The sequence below is a fragment of the Iodobacter sp. genome (assembly GCF_025352645.1).
In the GTDB taxonomy this organism is placed as follows: Bacteria; Pseudomonadota; Gammaproteobacteria; order Burkholderiales; family Chitinibacteraceae; genus Iodobacter.
In genome coordinates, this window is the sequence record NZ_JANXSO010000042.1 from 20,391 (window position 1) to 41,019 (window position 20,629).

General features: G+C 47.2%; 15 protein-coding genes. 7 read left to right on the top strand and 8 right to left on the bottom strand.

Annotated features, from left to right (window positions below; translation table 11 throughout):
• Positions 1 to 51: 51 nt before the first annotated feature.
• Together Q0R17_RS05660 and Q0R17_RS05665 are read right to left on the bottom strand one after the other, a co-directional pair.
• Positions 52 to 714: an OmpA family protein gene (locus Q0R17_RS05660; RefSeq protein WP_293932871.1), complete on the bottom strand. Its 663-nt coding sequence runs from the start codon at positions 712 to 714 to the stop codon at positions 52 to 54.
• 246 nt (positions 715 to 960) lie between these two features.
• Positions 961 to 2,583, bottom strand: coding sequence for an NAD(P)/FAD-dependent oxidoreductase (locus Q0R17_RS05665; protein ID WP_293932874.1), 1,623 nt, complete (start codon positions 2,581 to 2,583; stop codon positions 961 to 963).
• A gap of 462 nt (positions 2,584 to 3,045) precedes the next feature.
• On the opposite strand from Q0R17_RS05665, the gene Q0R17_RS05670 reads away from it, so the two are divergent.
• The 3 genes from Q0R17_RS05670 (at position 3,046) to miaA (ending at position 7,550) form a co-directional block, all read left to right on the top strand.
• Positions 3,046 to 5,064, top strand: coding sequence for a bifunctional 2',3'-cyclic-nucleotide 2'-phosphodiesterase/3'-nucleotidase (locus Q0R17_RS05670; RefSeq protein ID WP_293932875.1), 2,019 nt, complete (start codon positions 3,046 to 3,048; stop codon positions 5,062 to 5,064).
• 57 nt (positions 5,065 to 5,121) lie between these two features.
• Positions 5,122 to 5,868: a tetratricopeptide repeat protein gene (locus Q0R17_RS05675; RefSeq protein WP_293932877.1), complete on the top strand. Its 747-nt coding sequence runs from the start codon at positions 5,122 to 5,124 to the stop codon at positions 5,866 to 5,868.
• A gap of 746 nt (positions 5,869 to 6,614) precedes the next feature.
• Positions 6,615 to 7,550 carry a tRNA (adenosine(37)-N6)-dimethylallyltransferase MiaA gene (gene miaA, locus Q0R17_RS05680; protein ID WP_293932879.1) on the top strand — a complete coding sequence of 312 codons (936 nt, stop codon included), beginning with the start codon at positions 6,615 to 6,617 and terminating at the stop codon, positions 7,548 to 7,550.
• Here the strand turns inward: miaA and Q0R17_RS05685 are convergent.
• From Q0R17_RS05685 to Q0R17_RS05695, 3 genes are all read right to left on the bottom strand, one after another.
• Positions 7,547 to 8,008: an MgtC/SapB family protein gene (locus Q0R17_RS05685; RefSeq protein ID WP_293932881.1), complete on the bottom strand. Its 462-nt coding sequence runs from the start codon at positions 8,006 to 8,008 to the stop codon at positions 7,547 to 7,549. The two genes, miaA and Q0R17_RS05685, sit on opposite strands and share 4 nt — an antisense overlap.
• 56 nt (positions 8,009 to 8,064) lie before the next feature.
• Entirely contained in the window at positions 8,065 to 8,739 is a 675-nt protein-coding gene (locus Q0R17_RS05690) for a MarC family NAAT transporter (RefSeq protein WP_293932882.1), read from the bottom strand.
• A 76-nt stretch (positions 8,740 to 8,815) separates the two neighbouring features.
• The gene (locus Q0R17_RS05695; protein ID WP_293932884.1) at positions 8,816 to 10,066 is read right to left on the bottom strand and encodes a 6-phosphofructokinase; all 1,251 of its coding nucleotides are present in this window, start codon (positions 10,064 to 10,066) and stop codon (positions 8,816 to 8,818) included.
• Positions 10,067 to 10,457: 391 nt separating this feature from the next.
• Here Q0R17_RS05695 and Q0R17_RS05700 point away from each other — a divergent pair, with 391 nt between their 5' ends.
• Positions 10,458 to 11,660, top strand: a complete 1,203-nt coding sequence (locus Q0R17_RS05700; protein ID WP_293932886.1) for a sterol desaturase family protein — start codon at positions 10,458 to 10,460, stop codon at positions 11,658 to 11,660.
• Between the two features lie 91 nt (positions 11,661 to 11,751).
• Here the strand turns inward: Q0R17_RS05700 and Q0R17_RS05705 are convergent, their stop codons facing one another.
• The gene (locus tag Q0R17_RS05705; protein ID WP_293932888.1) at positions 11,752 to 13,365 is read right to left on the bottom strand and encodes a methyl-accepting chemotaxis protein; all 1,614 of its coding nucleotides are present in this window, start codon (positions 13,363 to 13,365) and stop codon (positions 11,752 to 11,754) included.
• Positions 13,366 to 13,602: 237 nt separating this feature from the next.
• The gene (locus tag Q0R17_RS05710) at positions 13,603 to 15,066 is read right to left on the bottom strand and encodes an amino acid permease (protein WP_293932889.1); all 1,464 of its coding nucleotides are present in this window, start codon (positions 15,064 to 15,066) and stop codon (positions 13,603 to 13,605) included.
• A gap of 226 nt (positions 15,067 to 15,292) precedes the next feature.
• On the opposite strand from Q0R17_RS05710, the gene Q0R17_RS05715 reads away from it, so the two are divergent.
• From Q0R17_RS05715 to tsgA, 3 genes are all read left to right on the top strand, one after another.
• Entirely contained in the window at positions 15,293 to 16,606 is a 1,314-nt protein-coding gene (locus Q0R17_RS05715; RefSeq protein ID WP_293932891.1) for a Na+/H+ antiporter family protein, read from the top strand.
• A gap of 645 nt (positions 16,607 to 17,251) precedes the next feature.
• Positions 17,252 to 18,082: a purine-nucleoside phosphorylase gene (locus Q0R17_RS05720; RefSeq protein ID WP_293932893.1), complete on the top strand. Its 831-nt coding sequence runs from the start codon at positions 17,252 to 17,254 to the stop codon at positions 18,080 to 18,082.
• A gap of 2 nt (positions 18,083 to 18,084) precedes the next feature.
• Entirely contained in the window at positions 18,085 to 19,284 is a 1,200-nt protein-coding gene (gene tsgA, locus Q0R17_RS05725; protein WP_293932894.1) for an MFS transporter TsgA, read from the top strand.
• 70 nt (positions 19,285 to 19,354) lie between these two features.
• Here tsgA and Q0R17_RS05730 read toward each other — a convergent pair whose 3' ends face one another.
• Entirely contained in the window at positions 19,355 to 20,473 is a 1,119-nt protein-coding gene (locus tag Q0R17_RS05730) for an MBL fold metallo-hydrolase (RefSeq protein WP_293932896.1), read from the bottom strand.
• Positions 20,474 to 20,629 lie beyond the last annotated feature (156 nt).

Here is a 20,629-nt window from a genome sequence, read left to right on the forward strand (position 1 = left end):
AAAAAATTTAAGGACAATAGTAAGGGCGCGATAAATTGCGCCCCAATGCAATTAAGCAGCAACCGGCACAATACGTAATTCTACGCGGCGATTTAAGCTACGGCCTGCTTCCGTTTCATTGCTGGAACGTGGCTCAGCCTTGCCACGGCCTGATGCATCAAGACGTACTGCATTTACATTGCGGCTAACAAAGTAATCCGCCACCGATTGAGCGCGGCGCTCTGATACGCTTTGATTTACCGTTACGCTACCGGTGTTGTCGGTATGGCCAACGATAGAAATAGATGTTTTGCCATATTGATTCACAATTTTGGCAATTTTATCTAGCGTTGGGGTATAGCCCGCTTTTAATACCGACGAATTGGTATCAAAACCGGTACTAGAAGTCATGCTCACCAATAAGGATTGATCGGCCATTTTTTGTACGGTGATATCACCACGCTGAATTTCAGCAGCTAATTGCTGTTGAAAATCCTTGGTTTGCTTATCCATATAGTAACCAATCCCACCACCCGCCAAACCACCGCCAATAGCACCAATCAGCGCACCTTTGCCACGGTTATTATGATTAATGGCCGCCCCTGCAGCAGCACCGCCAACTACACCAATTAAAGCGCCCAGCTCGGTTTTATTAAAATCACGCTTTTCCCCTAAATCATTGGTGGCACACGCTGAAAGTAATAAAGCTAAAATAAGTGGCAGAGTAATACGCACGATGATTCCTTTTTTTTTTGAAAGGCAAATATTGGGCCTACCCGTATAGCAAGTACGCCCAATGCCAATTCAATATTTATTTAATGAATATATGCCTGATTATAAACGCCTGAGGCATAATATAAATTAAAATGATTTGGGCATATTACCCAGTATAGGTGAGGTAAAACACAGCAATGGCGAGGCTTAAGCCGAACAAAAGCCCAGCCCCTACCACCTTATGCCTAATAAATAACAACAAAATTCTTAATCAGCGACCTTTAATTCACTCAAAATGCTTAAAGCCACCGCTTCAGCAATTTTAATCCCATCCACCCCCGCCGATAAAATACCCCCCGCATAGCCAGCACCTTCGCCTGCAGGGAATAAGCCTTTGGTATTGATGCTTTGCAAGCTGTCGTTATCACGTTTAATCCGCACTGGCGATGAGGTACGCGTTTCTACGCCGGTAAACAGTGCATCAGCCATACCAAAGCCTTTGATTTGCTTATCAAAAGCAGGCATTGCCTCACGAATGGCGGTAATGGCGTATTCAGGTAGGCAATCGCTTAAATCAGTGAGATGTACACCGGGCGTATAGGACGGCACCACCACGCCAAACTCGGTGGATGGCTTGCCAGCAAGGAAATCACCCAGCTTTTGCGCAGGGGCTTGGTAGCTGCTGCCGCCCACTTCAAAGGCTTTGCTTTCCCATTTACGTTGCAGCTCAATCCCTGCCAGCGGATGGCCTGGGAAATCGATCTCGGGCGTAATCCCCACCACAATCGCCGCATTGGCATTGCGCTCATTGCGGGAATACTGGCTCATGCCGTTGGTCACCACGCGTCCTGGCTCGGATGCGGCCGCCACCACCGTGCCACCAGGGCACATACAGAAGCTATACACCGAGCGGCCATTGCTGGCGTGATGCACCAATTTATAATCCGCAGCACCCAAAATAGGATGGCCAGCACTAGCACCAAAGCGAGCGGTATCAATCAGCGCTTGCGGGTGTTCTACACGGAATCCAAGAGAGAACGGCTTGGCCTCCATATACACGCCCTGCTCAAATAGCTTGTAAAAGGTATCCCTAGCGCTATGACCAATCGCCAGCACCACGTGCTTAGACAAGATTTTTTCGCCGTTCGCCAGCTCAACGCCTTCAACTTGGCCATCAGCCAAAATCAACTGCTCTACCTTGCTAGAGAACCGCACTTCACCGCCCAGCTCAATAATATTGGCCCGCATGCTTTCTACCATGCTCACCAAGCGGAAGGTACCGATATGCGGCTTGCTGACATACATGATTTCATCTGGCGCACCGGCTTTTACAAATTCTTGTAAAACTTTATAACCTAAATGCTTAGGGTCTTTAATTTGGCTGTAAAGCTTACCGTCAGAAAAGGTGCCCGCGCCGCCTTCACCGTATTGCACATTGGATTCAGGATTCAGCTCGCCCTTGCGCCATAGGCCCCAAGTATCTTTAGTGCGCTCACGTACTGCCTTACCACGCTCAAGGATAATCGGCTTAAAGCCCATTTGTGCCAGCAACAAGCCAGCAAACAAGCCACAGGGGCCAGTGCCAATTACCACCGGGCGATCTACCAAGCCCGCTGGTGCGCTGCCCACATACTGGTATTCAATATCGGGTGTAAGCATAATATGACGATCGCTGCTTAAGCGCTTAAGCACTGCGGCCTCTTGCTTAACTTCGGCATCTAAGGAGTAGATCAGCAAAATTGCAGTACGTTTACGCGCATCGTAGCTGCGCTTAAAAATACTAAAGCTAATCAGATCATTGCTAGAAATAGCCAAGCGCTTCAGCAGCGCCTGTTTTAATTCTTCTTCCGAATGATCAAGCGGTAGTTTTACTTCATTGATTCTTAACATTCTGTCTTTCCGAAATTCAAGGTGCGCAAACGGCGCTGATTTACATATTTTATGCGATGCAATTCCATTACAAGCCATCAAATATGCAAACAAGCCAACTAATCCAGTTCAACCCGCTATTTTGCCGGTTTTCTAGCTCGCTTGCAGCACTATGGCATGGCAAATAAAGCCACCAAGGCTTTAAACTGCTAAATATTGAGCTAAGCCATGGTGATTCTTTCAAAACCCATTCCTCAAGCCAACAATATCCTTATCAAACAAAAGCCATCGGCAACAAAATTTAAATGAAATAGCACCGCTTTATACTTGCTTAGCAACTTTCATTAAAAGATGAACAAAAATAAGCATAAAACGCTCATTGCATTAAAAACTTCATCTATTTGCAACACAACTGCAGTCTTACTGCAAACTTTTGCCCCTATGCTCGCGCCTTCACTCAAAAACCATAAGAGAAGAGAAGAGATGCGTGTTTCACTATTAGCAGGCCTGATCAGCAGCACGCTGGCCTTAGCTGCATGTAATAACAGCGACGATACCCCAGCAACACCGGTCACTCCGGTCACACCTCCCCCTGCAGCCGGCACCAAGCTTGATTTGGCCGTATTGCAAACCACCGACCTGCACGCCAATGTGCTGAGCTACGACTATTACAAAACCACCGAAGACAATACCCTTGGTTTTGAGCGTACTGCCACCCTGATTGATGCTGCGCGTAAAGAAAACCCAAATAACTTACTAGTCGACGATGGCGATACCATTCAAGGCACGTCGCTTTCTGACTACCAAGCGCAAATCGAGCCAGTTAAATGTGATACGCCACTGGCGATTCACAAAGTAATGAACCTCATGAAATATGATGCCGGTAATATCGGTAATCATGAGTTTAACTACGGCCTGAAATATCTTGGTCAAGTGACTGGCTCCTCCATGAAATCTGGCCCAGAAGCAAGCCAAAAATGCGCAGGCCCGGATTTTCCACTGGTTACTTCTAACGTAAATAACGCTGGCGACGGCAAGCCACTGTTCGATCCTTATGTGATTTTAGATCGCACCTTTAAAAGCACAGATGGTAAAGATATTAAGCTGAAAGTTGGCGTGATCGGTTTTACCCCACCAGGTATTATGGATTGGGATAAACGTAACCTAGAAGGTAAAGTCAGCGTATTGGGTATTGTGGACGCGGCAAAAAAATACGTGCCTGAAATGAAAGCCAAGGGTGCAGATATCGTGGTAGCGCTGGCACACAGCGGTATTTCTACTGCTGAAAACAGCCCAGCCTTGGAAAACGCGGTTTACTACCTTGCGAAAGATGTGCCAGGTATTACCGCCATTGTTTCCGGCCACTCACACAGCACATTCCCTGATGGCAAAAACTACAAAGACATCAAGGGTGTGGATAATGTCAAAGGCCTTGTGAATGGTGTTCCTACCGTGATGTCTGGCTTCTGGGGCAACACACTGGGCGTGCTGAAACTGAATCTAGAATTTGACGGTAAGGTTTGGAAAACCAATGATTCACAAGGCGTGCTGAAGCCTGTCAGCACAAAAGACGCTGCGGGTAAAGTAACAGCGGTAGAAGTGAAGCCAGAAATTGCTAAGCTGGTTGATAAAGAACATCAAGGCACCATCAAGTACGTGAGCGCGGGTGTGGGTAAGAGCGAATACCGCATCAGCTCTTTCTTCTCACAAATTGCCCCAACGTCAGCAATTCAGCTGATTAACTTGGCGCAAACCGACTACGTCAGCAAGTTTGTGAAAGCAAATCTGCCTAAATATGCCAATCTGCCGATCCTGTCCGCAGCTGCGCCATTTAAAATGAATTTTAAAGGCACGGGCTATACCGATATTGCAACGGGCGATGTGGCGATTAAAAATATTGCCGATTTATATCTCTACCCTAATACCCTGCAAGCGGTAAAAATTAATGGTGCTGCGGTAAAACTGTGGCTGGAAAAATCAGCCGAGCAGTTTAACCAAATTGACCCAACTAAAACCACCGATCAGCCTTTGATTGCCAGCGCATTCCCATCGTACAACTTTGACCAAATCACCGGCATCAGCTACGAAATAGACGTAACAAAAGACAAAGGCAGCCGCATTGTTAATATCACCTTGGGTGGCAAGGCCATTGACCCAACGGCTGAGTTTATTGTGGTGACCAATAACTACCGTGCCAGCGGTGGCGGTGGCTTTGCTGGCCTTGATGGTAGCCAGATTGTGGTTGATAGCGGTGGCGATGCTAACCGTGACATCATCGTTAGCTATGTAAAAGAGCAAAAAACGCTGACCTTAGCCAAACAAGGTGCAGTGACTAACTGGCGCTTTGCCAAGGTTAAAACAGCTGGTAAGGTGACTTTTGAAACGTCATCAGACAAAGCCGTCAAAGACGTGGCAGCCATGGAAAAAATCAGCAATATCACCTTTGAGTCAACTAAAGCAGATAACAGCGCCTCGGTATTTAGTATCGACCTTTCTAAATAATGACTTGATTTGATATAAAAATCCCTGAGGTGCAAGCCTCAGGGATTTGGAGTTTTTATGAAAGTATTATCTAAACCTGCATTGGTTTTACTGGCTATGGCACTCCTTGCAGCAGGCACATTTGGCCTTAAAGAATACCGCCAGCAGCAGCAAGCCCAGCTCCTCTCTATGCCTAATATGGCTGTAGAACAATTACGCCTTAATGCAGATGGTGGCAAAAATCGTTTACAAGAGCTCGCTCAAGCGGGGCATCCACTGGCCGCGCGCTTATTTGCTGAGCAATCAAGTGATAAATCAGAGGCGGCAAAATGGTATGAGAAAGCCGCCGAAGCCGGCGATCAAAAAGCACGTTTCCAGCTGGCCATGGCCTATTTAAAAGGTGATGGCGTCAATGAAGACAAACAAAAAGCCAGATTATTATTGAGTACTGCAGGTCAGTTAGGCATTTACCGGCTAGGTATGATGACGCTAAAAGGCGAAGGTGGCCCTAAAGATCAGCCCAAGGGAATCGAGCTCATCAATACTGCAGCCCAAAACCAAGACCCTGCCGCGATTTACACCCTAGGCAACTGGTATCGCTACGGCGATTATGTAAAACAAGACAATAAAATGGCAATCAGCCATTACAAGCAAGCCGCCAACCTCCAATACGTGCCTGCCCTACAAGAGCTAGCGCTGGCTTTTGAAATGGGTGAAATGGGCCTAGATATCAACCCTGTGCAAGCGCATTCCCTCAGCGAAATGGCGGGCCATATCAGCCATTGCAAACAAGATCATAGTAATAAGGTCGTGATGTTTGATTAAGGCCCGCCAGCCACCGTTGCACGCAGCCAGCCTCCGGCTTGTCGATCTCTACAGCGCCCTGTAGAATCGCTGCTGAGTTGGGTTCTAGTGGCAACCTAGCGCCAAAACACTAGAAAAACTAAAAACCCGCATAAAGCCTCGCTTTAGCGGGTTTTTTTATTGCTATCAATACAAATATAAGCACAGGGCAAAATATAGGGGGCGGCTTGCTACGCCCTATGCTGTGTCAACACTTGGAATAGATTGATCTCAGTTGATCACTTAAGGGTTAACGATCAATCAATTGCCCTTAAGTTGACCTGATTATGTCTCTTGCTCAACGGGCTCTGTGTAGATGGGTGTCTTGAGTGCTTGATTTGGTTTTGGAGCTGCTAGGGCGGATAAAACCCGAGCAATGCCGAATAAACACGCGGGTTTCACCCCAATCCTATCAACTTAAGGGCAATGTTTTAATGGTTAAACAGGCTTCAACTTGGATTGCACTATTGCAAGCATTTAAAACATCGTAGGGTGGGCGCGTTTTTTGCCCACGCCGCGTATCCACGTGGGCAAGATAAACCGCCTTGCCCACCCTACATGTTGGTTAAATCTTAAGTTGATAGGATTGGAGCTTTATTTCCCAAACAGGGCGCAGCAAGCAGCTGCCCCTAAGATACTGATGGTTTTTTTCAGGATGGTGCCAATTTTTTATGTAATTCCTTTGATAAATTTTAATTTTCCATATTTTTTAGCTTGAGACTTTAGCCATGCCACATCACTCCCCTGCCATTTTCTTAATGGGCCCAACCGCCAGCGGTAAGACCGCCAGCGCCATTCATTTACTGGAAAGCGGCTTGCCGGTGGAGTTGATTTCGGTTGATTCGGCGTTGGTATTTAAAAATATGGATATTGGCAGTGCCAAGCCAAGCGTGGCAGAGCTAGCCCGTGCGCCGCACCATTTGATCGATATTATTTCACCGACTGAAGCCTATTCTGCCGCGCAATTTAGGCGCGATGCACTGGCTTTAATGGCGGACATCACCTCGCGCGGCAAAGTGCCGGTACTGGTGGGCGGCACCATGCTGTATTACAACACCTTGCAACACGGCATTCATGAATTGCCACAAGCGGATGCCGCGCTGCGGGTGCAAATCCATGAAGAAGCTGAGCTGATCGGCTGGCCTGCCATGCACGCCAAGCTAGCCGCCATCGACCCCATCACCGCAGAGCGGCTTAAACCCGCCGACGCCCAGCGCATCGAGCGCGCCTTAGAAGTCTGCCAGCTCACCGGCAAAAAAATGTCGGATTTACTGGCCGAGCCCGCCAGTGGCGCTTTGCCTTATCGCCTGCTTAAAATTGCCCTACTGCCACAAGATAGACAATGGCTGCACCAGCGCATTGCGCTGCGCTTTGATCAAATGCTGGCGCTTGGTTTACTGGATGAAGTAAGCCGCTTGCGGGCTAAATATGATTTATCACTCGAGCTGCCTTCGATGCGCTGCGTGGGCTATCGGCAGGCTTGGGAATACCAGGATGGCTTGGTGGATTATCCCACCATGCGCGAAAAAGGCATCGCCGCCACCCGCCAATTGGCTAAACGCCAGCTGACTTGGATGCGGGGCATGGATGATTTGCTAGAGATTAATTGCCAAGAAAATGATTTGGCAGAGCGGGTAAAGGCAGCTGTTACGGGCTGGCTTTAATGCGGCGATTGATCATCGCGCCAGCGCTGCACCCGTCTTTCGGCCCAGCGCTCTAATCCACCACCCAAATTAATCACCAGCAGCGCTAAAATCACCACAAACAGGGCGACATCCACATAGCCAGCACCGCAAGCCAAACCTATCGCAGCAGTAAGCCAGATCGAGGCGGCAGAGGTAAGCCCCTCCACAACATTATCGCTACGATGCACAATTAATCCCGCCCCCAAAAAGCCAACGCCGGTAATCAAGCCTTGAGCCACACGGCTAAAGGCTTGGGCATCGTCATGGCTAATCACGCCATTTAAAGCAATCATCAGTGCCGCGCCCAAAGATACCAAGGCATGGGTGCGTACGCCGGCTGGCTTTTTGTGCATAAAGCGATTGATACCAATCATCCCACCTAAAAACACCGCTACAAGCAAGCGCAAGAAAATATCACCATCTAAAAGCACTCTCATGAAACATCACCACTACTGATCAAGTAAGCCAGCTAGCAAGATAAAGCATAAAACGCTTAACGCGGCATAAAGCTTGCATCGTGTAGCAATTCACCCACGCCATTAATAAAAAACTGCACCCCGATACAAATCAGCATAAAACCCATAATTCTTGATATTGCACTAATGCCTTCATCCCCAAGCACAGCAAATAAACGGCTAGAGGCGCGTAAGGTTAGCCAGCAGATAAAGGCTGTGGCGGCAATGCCCAGTATCAAAAGAAAATACCCCGCCCATACAGGGATATGCCTTTGTGAATGCAAGGTAGAAGACATTGAAATCACCACCGCAATCGAGCCAGGCCCCGCCATCGAAGGCATAGCGAGTGGGGTAAAAGCAATTTCACGTCTGGCACCTAACTCAGGCTTATCATCAATGGGTGGTGAGGAATCTGGAAACAGCATTCTAAAACCCAGATAAATCACCACCATCCCACCAGCAATACGTAAGCCAGGAATAGAAATATTAAAGAAATCCATAATCAAGCCCCCTGCCATCAGGAAGGTGATTAAGATTCCTGCCATATAGTAGCAAGCCAGTTTAACCTGCTGTTTTCGCTCTGCATCGGATAAATGCACCGATATCCCAGGCAAAATGGCAGCAGTAGAGAGTGGATTAATAATCGGTAAAAGCGCCGTAACTGTAGTTAGGATGTAAGACAGGTACTCTAGTACCAAGCGAAATAAGGTCATCTTGTCCACGCAAAAAAGGGAAGCGTACACTTGAACAGTGCCCTTCCCTTTTATTTAGATCAAGAATAGAGAAAGTTTACGCCGCCGTATTAAACGCTTCTAGCTTGGCTTCGACTACGGAAAAATTCCACACTGGGTAAGCGGGCAAACCATTTGCATAAGGAGGAATCGCCTCACCCATAATCAGCGGTGCAAAATAAGTGTGCGCTGCTGGGGTGATATGAAAGCCATCAGCGCGGATATATTCTGCTGGCAGGTGTTTTTCATGGTTGGCCACTTCTTCCAGCTTCACCGATCCAATCGTCCAAGCATAAGGCGTATCGCTAGTGCGAACGATAGTTGGCATGACGCCGCGCTCACCGGCCAGCGCAAACTTCACAGCGGCTGTACCAGCTGCCATGGCTTGATCTACATCGGTTTGCGATGCCATATGGCGTGCTGCGCGTTGCAGATAATCCGCCACCGCCCAGTGGCACTTGTGACCTTGAGCAGTTTTAATCAGCTGCGCAAGATATGGCGCTACACCGCCCAGCTGAGCATGGCCAAAGGCATCCGTGCCACCCGCTTCGGCGACAAACTTACCATCGCCGTTTTTAATCCCTTCTGCAGCCACAATCACGCAATACCCTTCGCGGGCGATGGTTTCTTCAACCGCAGCCAAAAATGTAGCCGCGTTAAATGTGACTTCTGGCAATAAAATCAGGTGTGGTGGCAGATTCTGCGTGCCGGAGGCAAGGCCGCTGCTTGCTGCAATCCAACCGGTATGGCGGCCCATGACTTCCATAATAAATACTTTGGTGCTGGAGCCGCACATGGATGCAACGTCCATCCCCGCTTCACGCACCGAAGTGCCCACATACTTGGCCACCGAGCCAAAGCCTGGCGAGCAATCTGAATGTGGCAAATCGTTATCAATGGTTTTTGGCACATGAATAGCGGTGAGATCGTAGCCAAGATATTCAGCGTGTGCAGCAATCTTTAAGCAGGTATCGGCCGAATCGCCGCCACCGTTATAAAACAAATAGCCGATATCGTGCGCGGCAAATACTTCAAATAAGCGGGTTAGCTCTTTACCAAAGCGCAGCTTATGGCGGCAAGAGCCAAAAGCACCGCCTGGGGATGCGGCCAGCGCGGCTAGCTCTGTTTCGCTCATGCTGGCGGTATCGATCAGCTCTTCAGCCAGCACACCCAACACGCCATTTTTAGCGGCATACATACGGCCAATCTGCTCAGGATGCGCACGGGCAGCAGCAATCACGGCTGCAGCCGAAGCATTAATCACAGGGGTTACACCACCCGATTGGGCGTAAAGCGCGTTTCTAGCCATGATTGAGTTTTCCGAAAATAATAAATTTTAGGCAGGTATTTTGCGCGTTGCAGCATGTTAAGTCATCGGGGCTTTTTGCATTAGGGTTTTAGAGCATGCAAAAAAAGGGGGCATGCCCACGCACCGGAGCAACGCTCGCTAGCCCTGCGCAGTAAGGCTTATATGCTCAATATGTATTTATTAATGAAACAAAATGCCCAAAATAATCCACAAATCTACAGATAAAAATTTATACGCCCCTGCAACATTAATCTCCTCAATTTATTGACAAAATTTAAAATAAATCTATTTTAAATATGAAATTGACAATGCTTATTAAACTTCATAGCATGCAAAAAAACATTCATGACAAACATTTTTTTGTAAGAAATAAGGCATGTAAAAGGATAAAATGAAAGAAAATTTTAAGCACTTAGCCAGCAAAGTAGCCATGCCAGCAATCGATATGAGTGAAGTAGCCAATGAAGTAATCAGCGAAACAAGCTCTTTACTGAATAAAGAAGGAGAAATCAAACAAGGCTATGGCATGGCCAGCGGCATTTTTTCTTTATGCCTAGCTATTCTGTGTTTTTTAGGTGTCATTGCATTTCATTTCCCTGAGTATCTCACCACACCTGAGCTGCGCGATGTCTACAACACGGCCGATATCCGCCAAATTATGTTTTTTGCCTTATTGTTTTCTGGCGGCTGGTCATTCAGTAATATTCTTTTAAATCGCAAAAGAAATATTAATTTAGCTGCATTTTTCTTCGTCATGATCACCGTTGCACTGGGTGGATCACGGGTACATGTAGGCGATTACAACCATGAAAATGCTTATTATCTAGGGCTAGATTGGTTTATTCTTGATCTACTTGGCTCATCCATTATTTTTGTGCTTCTAGAAAAAATCTTCCCACTTTATAAAGGGCAAACATTATTTAGAAAAGCATGGCAAAACGATTTAATTCATTTTGGCTTTAACCATCTTTTAATTGGCTTTATGCTACTAGTCGTCAATTTCACGATTCACTATGGCTTTGGCTGGCTGGTCAAACACTCATTACAAGAATTTATCCAGAGTATTTGGTTCTTCCCACAATTATTGCTATGTATTTTTATTGCCGATTTCGTTGAATACTGGACTCACCGCTCCTACCATGAAGTCCCTTTTTTATGGAAATATCACTCTATACATCACAGCTCTGAAGTTATGGATTGGCTAGCAGGATCAAGACTGCATATCCTTGAAATTATTGTGACACGCGTCTTAATCCTTGGCGCGCTTTATGTGATGGGATTTAGCAAAAATGTATTGGATATGTATATCCTGATTGTAGGGTTTCAGTCAGTATTTAATCATTCAAACGTGCATCTTAACTGGGGGCCTTTACGTTATATCTTGGTCACGCCTGATTTTCACCACTGGCATCACTCATCCGACGATATTGCCATCGATAAAAATTATGCCGCTCACTTCGCGTTTATTGACTATATTTTTGGCTCTGCCGTTGATTCAGAGAAGCAGTTTCCAGATAAATATGGCGTCGTTGGCAATTATGTCCCGCATGGTTTTTTAAAGCAGCAACTCTTCCCGTTCAAATTGCAAAAATAATATTAACTATAAAAAATGCCCCGGTTCAGATCGGGGCATTTTCAATGAAAATAGCTTGGCTCAATAATACAGGGCTAAACCATAGTTTAAATTAAACCTGATATGTCGCAATTGCCGCGTCCAGCTCGCTGCTTAGCTGCCGCAGGCGCAAGCCTTCAGAGGCGGTATTTTGTGCAACAGAGCTACTTTCCTCAGACATTTGCGCCACACGCTCTACCTGCTGCGCCATCATGCTGCTCGCCGCGCTTTGCTCACGCATTGAATCGCTAATCTCACTGACCTGCACCACAACTAAATCTGCATTCTGGCGGATACTCAAAATGGCGGTGCTGGCTTGTTGAGCTTGCAGCACACCCAAATCAACTTGTTTCACGGTTTGCTGCATACTGAGCACAGTGGTATTGGCTTCATTTTGAATGGCTGAAACAGTAGCAACAATTTCTTGGGTGGATTGGCTGGTTCGCTCGGCAAGCTTACGCACTTCATCGGCAACAACTGCAAAACCACGGCCCAGATCACCCGCACGCGCGGCCTCAATCGCGGCATTAAGGGCCAGCAAATTAGTTTGATCTGCAATATCTTTGATCACATTCACCACCGTATTAATGCTTGCGGTGCGCTCTTTCAGCGCTTCAACTTGCCCCGCTGATACGCGTACATCTGCGGCAATTTGTTGAATACTATGAATAGTGCTTTCAATCACATCGCCACCACTGGCAGCCATCAAGCCCGCTTCGCGCGCCGTGCGATCACATTCGCTACTGCGATCTGCAACCAAGCTAATGCTCACCGTAACCTCTTCTACCCCTGCCGCCATGCTTGATGCAGCACCACTTACATGGTGTGAAGTGCTCGATAACTCATGGCTGGCCGAGGATAATTCGCTGGCTGTCGCCGTCACATCACGGCCAATTCTATGCAGCTGTTGCAAGCTAGCTTGTAGGGTATCAAGTAAGCCATTTAAAGCATGCAGCGACTCCCCAATTTCATCATTGCTGCTCACTTGCATACGCTGAGTAAAATCGTAATTCGTGCCTAAATTTACTAAGAATTGGCGCAAATCCATGAGTGGTTTTTTAATGCCTTGCGTAATCCAGTAACCAATGGCAAAGGCCAAAATAAGCAGCACGCCACCCACAACTAATGAACTAGTAATGGCCTTGGATATTTGTGATTTAACCTCTTGGCTGGCTTCTATGGAATACTTGTTATTGTGTTCTTTAGCGATACTTAGCGCGGCAAAAAACTTTTCTGCCTGTGGAGTGACCAAATTGGAAACAAACGCACGCGTTTCTTCCATAGGGCGGGATAATGCAAAACGCGCCCCTTCAGCCATCAACGGTTTTAAAGCGGTAAACTCTGTGACAGCAGTGGCTAAATTTTTACGATCAATATCATCATCAGCGTATTTTTCGTAGCTTTGTAGTAAACGATCAACATCTGCCAATAGGCCTTGCATTTTATCAATTTGCACCTGCTTTTGAGCTGGATCCGCTTCAATAATATAACTAAGCTCCAAGCGACGAGCGCTCATAAAGGTGAGTTCAGCATTATTCAATGTTTCTAAAGATGGCATCACATTGACGACCACTTCGTCGACCAGCGTATTAATTGCGCTGAGCTTAAAATATCCGACGGTAATCAATAGCAATATTGAAACGGTTGTTGTTGCCACCAATACGGTGAGTCGGTGAGCGATTTTCAAGATTTTTCCAAATAGTGAGTTACAAAATTCAAGCTAATCAACCAAGATTTCACGTGTTAAGCGCCCACAAATTAAATAAGCACTACGCCGCTTTGCAAAGTACCGCTGCGCTTTTACTTATTATGCGGGTTGCACCACAAATGTCCACCCCGCATTTAGCTAGAAATTTTTCACTAAATGCGAGGAGGTAATAAAAAAACTCCGACCTAGGCAAGAGTTTTTTGTTTTACACAGCGACTAATCACGCTGACTATCTAGATCCATTGTGGCTAAAGAAACAAACTTGCTCTTGTTTTTATACTTATAGCCAAACCAAATAATTAAGAACAACGGAATACCAATATAGGTTGCCGCTACGCTGGCCCAATCAATTTCGCCCGCCATAAAGGCTTGGTAATTTTGCCCCAGCATAATCATCATGCACAGCGCAAACGCAAACAACGGCCCAATTGGGTAAAAGCGCGAGCGATAAGGCAGTGCGCTTAAATCACGGCCTTGGGCGATATAGCCTTTACGAAAGCGATAATGGCAAGTAGCAATACCTAGCCAAGCAATAAAGCCCGTCATCCCCGAAGTATTTAATAGCCATAGATAAACCGTTTTATCGCCAAAGATAGAGGCAAAGAAACACAGCATCCCCACTACCGTGGTGGCATACAGCGCATTTCTTGGCACGCCATTATTCGATAATTGAGCAAATATTTTTGGTGCTTTACCTTCCGTGGCAAGGGAATAAAGCATACGAGTAGAGGCATACATACCTGAATTACCCGCCGACAAAATAGCGGTTAAAATCACTGTATTCATCAGGCTAGCAGCAAAAGCAATACCTGCGTTTTTAAATACCAGCGTAAATGGGCTAACCCCAATATCGCTCACATCGCCTTTTAATAGATTGGGGTCGGTATAAGGAATCAACAAACCAATAATTAAAATGGCAAATACATAAAACAATAAGATGCGCCAGAACACTTGCTTAATCGCTTGAGGAATATCTTTTTCTGGATTGGCCGATTCGCCAGCAGCAATGCCGATCAGCTCCGTACCCTGAAAAGAAAATCCAGCAATCATCGCCACCCCGAGCATGGCGGGGAACCCTCCTACAAAGGGCGCATCACCTAAGGTAAAGTTTTCCAATCCCACCGGATGCGTGCCTTTCATGATGCCAAACACCATAAACAGGCCGGTTCCGATAAATACAATCACCGTGACCACTTTAATTAAGGAGAACCAGTATTCCGCCTCGCCAAAACCTTTCACCGAGATATAGTTGAGCGAAAACATAATCCCTAAAAATATGGCACTCCACAGCATGCTGGGGCTATCAGGGAACCAGAATTTCATCACCATACTGGCCGCTGCCAGCTCTACTGCAATGGTTACCGCCCAGTTGTACCAGTAATTCCAGCCCAGCGCGAAGCCAAAACCTGGCTCTACAAATTTAGCACCATAGGTTGAAAATGAACCAGAGACCGGCATATACGCCGCCATCTCGGCCAAACTGGTCATCAAAAAATAAACCATCAGGCCGATTACCGCATAAGCAAGCAAAGCACCACCAGGCCCAGCTTGCGCAACCGTCGCACCAGAAGCCACAAACAGCCCAGTACCAATTGATCCGCCAATGGCGATCATGGAGAGATGGCGAGCGCGTAAATTACGCTTTAAACCATGGGCCTGACCTGTATCTTCTCCAATCATTACTTCTTCCTTTTCTAGCCTGCAGAATACTTTTAAGCCATGCCAAACAGCCCGTTAAATAGGCGCTGCAATCAGCGGCGCGTGATGTTAGCACCCGCAGCAATAATCCTTACAGCAAAAATTGCTGAATAGGGAATAAAACCGTTTTGGCAAAAGTTCCCTAATTCCTGCAGCAAAATTTTCTATCACGGGTTAAAGTCCGGTTTTTTCCCTACTGAATTCGCTTATGAATGCCGTCTTAATTGCCGTCACACTGATGCTGGCGCTCTCACTAAGCCGCGTAAATGTGGTGATCAGCATTCTGGTCAGCGCCATGGCTGGCGGATTATTTGGCGGGCTAAATATTTCGCAGACTTTAGCGGCTTTTAATTCTGGGCTGGGTGGTGGGGCGGGCATTGCCTTGTCTTATGCCCTCTTAGGCGCCTTTGCGCTGGCTTTAGCCGAATCTGGCCTGCCGCACGCCATGGCCGATGGCTTAGCCAAGCTGGCAAGACAAAGCAGCACCGGCAGCAAAATCAAGTGGGGAATTATCCTAGCGCTACTCGCCCTTGCGATTGCATCGCAAAATATTCTGCCGATTCATATCGCCTTTATCCCGCTGGTGGTGCCGCCACTACTCTACACCCTAGCCAAGCTGCAAGTAGACCGACGCCTCTTGGCCTGCGTGCTGACCTTTGGTTTGGTTACGCCGTATATGGTGTTTCCTGTGGGCTTTGGCGAGATTTTTCTGCAGCAGATTTTACTCGGCAGCATTGCCAAATCGGGCTTAGACGCCAGCCATGTGGATGTGATGCGCGCCATGGCTCTGCCTGCACTTGGCATGGTGATCGGTTTACTGATTGCCGTGTTTATCAGCTATCGCAAACCGCGCCAGTACAATATTGATGCCATTGCCGCCATTGAGCGTGAAGATATTCAATACAGCCGCCGCAGCCTATCGGTGGCGGGCCTTGCCATGGTGGGCACTTTTATCACCCAGCTGTATGCTGATTCCATGCTATTTGGTGCCTTGGCAGGCTTTATGATTTGCGTACTGGGCGGCGCCGTGCCGCTCAAAAAGGCTGATGGCATTTTTGCTGAAGGCATGAAAATGATGGCGGGGATTGGCCTGATTATGATTGCCGCCTCTGGCTTTGCCGAAGTACTCAAAGCCACCGGCGACGTCACTAGCCTAGTTGAACACTCTATGGGCTTTATTGGCGGCAATAAGCCGCTAGCGGTATTTTTAATGCTACTCGTAGGGCTGATTGTTACGCTGGGCATTGGTTCTTCGTTTTCTACCGTCCCTATTTTGGCCACTATCTATGTACCACTGGCGATCAAACTGGGGCTAAGTGCTGAAGCCATCGTCTGCCTCATTGGCACGGCGGGTGCGCTGGGCGATGCGGGCTCCCCCGCTGCAGACTCCACATTAGGGCCAACGGCGGGCTTAAATATCGACGGCCAGCATGATCATATGTGGGATACGGTGGTACCCACGTTCTTGCACTTTAATCTGCCTGTTTTAGCCTTTGGCTGGATTGCGGTGATGGCTTTGTAAGTTTTAAAATGATACGTAGTGCAATGCGCATTGTAAGGGTGCTACTTGCTGCGCCCTGCATTAGGCTTACTGAGTAATTGCAGAAATCAGCACTTAATTTAAAGCTATATCATTTAACCCTTGGTTTTTTAAGGGTTAAATGATAAATAGAGGCCAAAAATCAAAAAATACTCAGCCATCTTATTTGTTTAAACTTGATTTAAAAATAGTAAGATATTAAATGCACAAATCATCACAGGCTATTGATTTAATAAGATATAAATTTAAATATTGATAATTAATGCCTTAGCGCCCAATTATTCCCGCTAGGTAACGCTCAAACTTATTTATTAAAAAACAACAATCATCTCGCTACCCCACAGATAAAAAACACAGATAACACATTGAATTTTAAGTTTTTTATTTAAAAACAGGCGCTGAACATAATTACTTTACCTTATGCGCATGGCATTCTTGGATGGAGGAGAATCGCCCCCTTTTTTAATTGCACTTAAGCCGTTAAAATTCAGATAAAAAAATAACGCTTATAAGCTGATACAATCAGGTTTGATCTAAAACAAGCCAAGCTTTAAGGCGATCCATTACAAATACAATATTGAAGAATTCAAAAAACACATTTTAAAACACAAGCAATAGGACTACACCATGAATAACGTTCGTCATGAAGAAGCCAAGCTCTCTGCAGCACATCTGCAAAAAGCCTTTACTCATACCATCCCAGAAACAGCAGTGATTCTAGGCTCTGGTTTGGGCGACTTCACTAAAATCGTCAAAGTATTAGAAAGCATTTCTTACGGCGATATTCCACACTTCCCACAATCCAGCGTAGCGGGCCATAAGGGTAAGCTGACCATTGCTGAAGTGGCAGACGGTAAAAACGTACTGATTATGGAAGGCCGCTTTCATTACTACGAAGGCTATACCCCACAAGAAGTCACTTTCCCGATCGCGGTATTTAAAGAACTGGGCATCAAGCAACTGATCGTCAGCAATGCGGCAGGTGGCTGCAACCCTAGCTTTACTGCAGGTGACATCATGATTATTGATGATCATATCAACCTGACAGGCAATCACCCACTGATCGGCAAAAACGACGATGCCGCAGGCCCACGTTTCTTAGACCAAACTGCGCCTTACTCACCACGCCTGATTGCACTGGCTGAATCGCTAGCAGCTGAATCTGGCGTAGCGCCTAAGAAAGGCACCTATGTGAAGATGACCGGCCCAACTTACGAAACCCGCGCTGAAATTAAAATGGTTCAATCCTACGGCGCAGATTCAGTAGGGATGTCGACTGTTTACGAAGTGATTATGGCTAATTACTTTGGCATGGAAGTGCTGGGTATTTCCTGCATTACCAATATGGCAACCGGCCTAGCTAAAACCCATCACAACCACGCTGCCGTGGTGGATGTGGCCAATAGCGTATCCGAGAAGTTTTCTAAGTGGGTTAAAAACATTGTGGTGGCTCTGTAATCATGGACGTTCAAAAAGATTCCAAGCGCAGATTAAATCTGATCGCTTATGTATGTTATTTTTTCACCGGCGCTTTAATTACCACGCTAGGCCTAGTGCTTGGCCCAGTATCAGCAGCGTTTCATAAAGACCCTGGCTTTATCGGCCAGATGTTTACCCTGCTGAACTTTGGTTTGTTTGTGCCGATTCTGGTGGGTGGTGTCCTGATGCAGAAATACAGCATCAAATCACTACTGGCGATTGCTTCTGCCGTCACCATCGCACTGACCGTGGTACTGACTGTTGTGCCATCGATCACACTGTTTGGTTTTACCGTACTGATGATTGGTGCTGCGGCCGGTATCACCATGGCCGTGGGTAGTTATTTAGTGGTGCGGATTAATCCGGATCCTAAAGATCGCTCATCTAGCCTGATTTTCACCGACTTCTTCTTCAGCTTTGCCGGTGTGGTATTGCCAGTGATTCTGGGCTATCTGTTTAAGCACAACGCCAGCTGGTTGGTGATGTACTTCCTGATGTCAGCTATTTCATTACTCTTGATTCTGTTGATCGCTAAGGCGAAATTCCCAACCGTAGAGCGTGAAGTAAAACATGAAGATGGCACAATTGTAGCTAAAGAGCCTTGGGGAAAGGCCATTTACTACGTGTGTTTCGCTGCCTTTGCGTTTATTTACGCCGAGCTGGTATTCACCATGTGGCTGCCTACTTACCTGCAAGATGCAGTGAAGCTACCTATTGATACCGCAGCACTCTATGTAACTCTGTACTGGGGCTCTAAGGCCATTGGCCTGTGGCTAAACCACTATACCGTGCGTTATGTACCGCTACGTAGCTTCCTGATTGTCTCTGCCATTATTGGCGCGGCTAGCATCGCCACCATCGCTAACGTGCCACAAGCTACCGTCATCGGCATTGCACTGGTTTGCTTTGGCTTCTTTAACTCTGGTATTTACTCTGGCCTGATCAGCTATGGCAGCTTGCAAGTAAAAGTATCGCCACCAAGCCTGATATCAACCATTCTGACCTGCGGTTCGGTTGGTACACTGATTTTTGCATCTGTTTCAGCGTATATCTTCTCGAACTACGGCCTGCACTGGGCACTAAATTCTTCCGTGATTGTGTATGTATTTGCACTGATCGGGATTATTTTGGCAGGTTCATGCAGCAAGGCAGAAGAACTACACGGTAAGCTGGGCCTGTAATCCCCACTCACCCCAAACAAAACGCCCCAATTGGGGCGTTTTTTTTACATCGTATCTGCTTAAAAAAAATTTAATCAAATGGCCAAGGCATCGCCTTAGGCAAGGCTTCTTCTGGTGGCTCTGCAGATACTTTTTGCGGCCTTGCATCCACATCGCGCCACCACGGCGTCACGATCTCGGCCCGCGATGGCTCCACTGCTTCGCCAAGACGAGGCATCACCAGTTGTACACCCTGCTCTGGGGCCAGCTTAAGCAGCGTTTCTACTGGCTCATCCCAAGCGTGCATGGCGAGGCTAAACGTGCCCCAGTGCACCGGTAAAAACGCCCCACCACCGAGCAATTTCAAGGCTTTTAGGGCGTTTTCTGGCCCAAGATGGATATCCCCCCACGATGGATGAAACGCGCCTACTTCTAGCATCACCAGATCAAATGGGCCCATTTTTTGCGCGATGGTGGAAAATTCGCTGGTTAGGCCGGTATCACCACTAAAAAACACCGAATGCCGTGCCGAGCGAATCACCATCGACGACCAAAGCGTCGCATTGCGATCTTTTAGCCCACGGCCAGAAAAATGCTGGGATGGCGTAGCACTAACGCTTAAATCTGTATGAGGCAGGGTGTAAGTCTCCCACCAATCCAGCTCATGAATACATTCTGCCGCCACGCCCCAGGCTTGCAAATGCGCGCCTACACCCAGCGAGGTCACAAAAGGCACTTGGCGTTTGGCTAGCTCGCGGATGGTTGGGTAATCCAGATGATCGTAATGATCGTGCGATACCAGCACCAGATCGATATGCGGCATGGCCGCCAGCGGTACGGGCACCGGCTGAAAACGCTTAGGCCCGACCAGCTTAGAGGGCGAAACGCGTGATCCCCATACTGGATCAGTGAGTACCCGCAGGCCATCTATCTCTAGCAGCACGGTGGAATGCCCCAGCCATGTGGCACGCAGGCCGGTATCGCTAGGTTTGTGCCAGCTGTCACGCGGGTCAAACACGGGCAATAAGCCCAGAGGTTTGCGCCGCTCACCGCCGCAGATAAAATCTTTCATTGAAGGATGTGGCACAGCCAAATCACGCAGGCCAGGGGTAATAGGATGGATATTTCTGAAGCCATTGCCCGACCAGAGCGGCGAAGCCTGCATCCGCTCCAGCCGCAGCCCATCGGCTTTTTTTCCTAATGATTTCATTATTTTCCCAATTGATTCAATCGCAGCGTTTACAAGCAACAAGCGTAAGTACACACCCCGCCATTGACCTTAGGTGCATCAGCTCTCGGTCTTTTTCAAGGGCTTAAAGCGCTATCTGGTATTTATTCTTAAAAGGATTTTGATGCATGAATCATT